The organism is Nostoc sp. T09 (genome assembly GCF_002154695.1).
Taxonomy (GTDB): domain Bacteria; phylum Cyanobacteriota; class Cyanobacteriia; order Cyanobacteriales; family Nostocaceae; genus Aulosira.
On the sequence record NZ_MTAV01000235.1, the window covers coordinates 1 to 2,072 of the forward strand.

Below are 2,072 nucleotides of genomic sequence, written 5' to 3' on the forward strand. Positions count from 1 at the left end.
GTGTCGTAGTTCCTGCACGAGAGGCATATTCCCACTCTGCTTCACTAGGTAGGCGATATTTCCGCCCAGTCTTTTGACTAAGCTTTGTGCAAAATTCTGCTGCATCATTGCAGGACACTCCCTCTACAGGGCGTTTCTCTCCCTTGAAGTAGGATGGATTTTTACCCATAACTTGTTGATACTGTTCCTGGGTGACTTCAAACCTGCCCATAAAAAAAGCAGGCACATTGACATGGTGCTGCGGACTTTCACTTGAACTTCGACCTTTCTCCCCTGATGGTGAACCCATTTTAAATGAACCACCAGGAATAGAAACCATTTCTAGAGTTATACCATTACCCAAGTCCTCCTTAAAGAACTTAGCTTGCTTGTGAGAATCTCGTTTAATTACCTGTCCCTTTTCATCTACTGTTACCGTTTCAAACTCAACCGTCCACAAAGGCAATCCAAATGCTTTAGATGTCCCTTCTGTCTCTAAACCTGCACTTCCCAAGCCAACCCACCTCAAAAACTTTTGTCTGATTGTTTCCCCCTCAGAACTTATTGACCTACCTCCGCTTGAGGAAGTAACAGGTTCAATAGTTGTGATTGTCGGTTCAAAACTTCCTCGCTGACGCAGTGCAATTCTTTCAATCGCTTCTATTGCCTCCCAATCACCACGGGATACAGCTAAAACTCTCACCCATAATTGTTTTGCTAATGATAAATCACCTCTATTTTCAGCTTGAGAGGCTTGATATTTTAATGGCTCTACATCTCTAAGTGTGGCAGTTTGCTCTAATAAAATAAAATACATTTTATAAGGCGGTTCTGCTTGCCAGTAAGGATTTTGTGTTTCCTTTCCATAGCGAGTATTAATAGCGGGAACTTGATAACTTAAATATTGTGCTAGACGCTCTACTGTGGCACAATTCGCTTCTCCCTGTAGCCGCAATCCTTCTAACAAAGAATGGGTAAATGACCCATGTTGTAATTCATCAATTTCCCAAGATTTTTGGTTAGCTGTGCAGGAATAAAAAGTGATAACTCCTTGATGTGTTTGCTCACCAATTCCCAATCCAGAACGACTACTTTCATCGCGGCAAGCATCCAAAAATAAAACTACATTATCAGCCCCACTGCGCCGCAATCTTTGGGTGACATAATCAACAGAAATAGCAGTATGTTCTATATCTCCTGGGTCACTGTCACAGAACATTAAATAATCTTTATCTTTATATCGATTGCCATGACCTGCAAAGAAAAACCATAAATTATCTTCTGGCTTTAATAAAGTATCCTCAAACTGTGCCCGTAAGAATCGCCGCAAATGACCAAAAGTAGGTTGAGTAGGAATTGGCGGATTGGTTGCAATTGGGGGAGAATCATCAGTAAACAAGAAAACTTGCTCAAATTTGGCTTCTTGTTGAAACCACATTGCCATGACAGAAGCATCTCGCTTGGCAAAGTTTAGCGATCGCAGATTTTCATAATGATTAATCCCCACAACAATCGCCCAATTCCTACCCATCTTCAAGCACCAATTATTTCCGCTTAAATTTAAAAGTCATCGCGCCTTTTCCCCCAGCTTTACCACCACCCAGCCCAAACAGGCTGACTTGTCCTTCACCATTGATTTCTACTGAAAGTTCGACCTCATCCAACTGCATTTTGGAATTGGGTTCTTCCGCTTCATCAAGCATTTCCCGCATTGCTTGCAGGAATCCCTTCATTTCTTGCTGGAGTTTAGTTACCTCTACTTTGCGTCTAGTAATTACTAGTTCGCCTTTTTTTTGGGTGACAACTATTTCTTCCTTGGTTTGAACTGAGCCGAGTAGTCCTCCCATATCTCTAGTACCGCTTCTGGCTCCACCGCTTCTGGTTACACTATCTGTGACTGTTTCAGTAGTTGTATTTGAGGTTTCAGCCACTTCTTCGGTAATAATCCAGATGGCTTTTGGCGTGGGATTTTCTGCTGACATAAATTTAATTATTTAAATTATTCTTGAGATATTTAGATCCCCGACTTCTTTAAGGATACAGCTGGCGAATAGGGGGTAATACCCCCTAACAAAGCTACTTGCAACAAGCAA

2 protein-coding genes are annotated in these 2,072 nt (G+C 41.8%); both read right to left on the reverse strand.

Translation table 11 applies throughout. The features are described from left to right. Positions 1 to 1,510: SUMF1/EgtB/PvdO family nonheme iron enzyme (locus tag BV372_RS33175; RefSeq protein ID WP_086691531.1), on the reverse strand; the 1,510-nt coding region annotated here is incomplete at its 3' end. 13 nt (positions 1,511 to 1,523) lie between these two features. Then, the gene (locus BV372_RS33180) at positions 1,524 to 1,961 is read right to left on the reverse strand and encodes a hypothetical protein (protein ID WP_086691533.1); all 438 of its coding nucleotides are present in this window, start codon (positions 1,959 to 1,961) and stop codon (positions 1,524 to 1,526) included. Positions 1,962 to 2,072 lie beyond the last annotated feature (111 nt).

Excerpts from the sequence above, each read along its gene's own strand:
- BV372_RS33180 (WP_086691533.1), bottom strand. The coding sequence starts at position 1,961 with ATGTCAGCAGAAAATCCCACGCCAAAAGCCATCTGGATTATTACCGAA.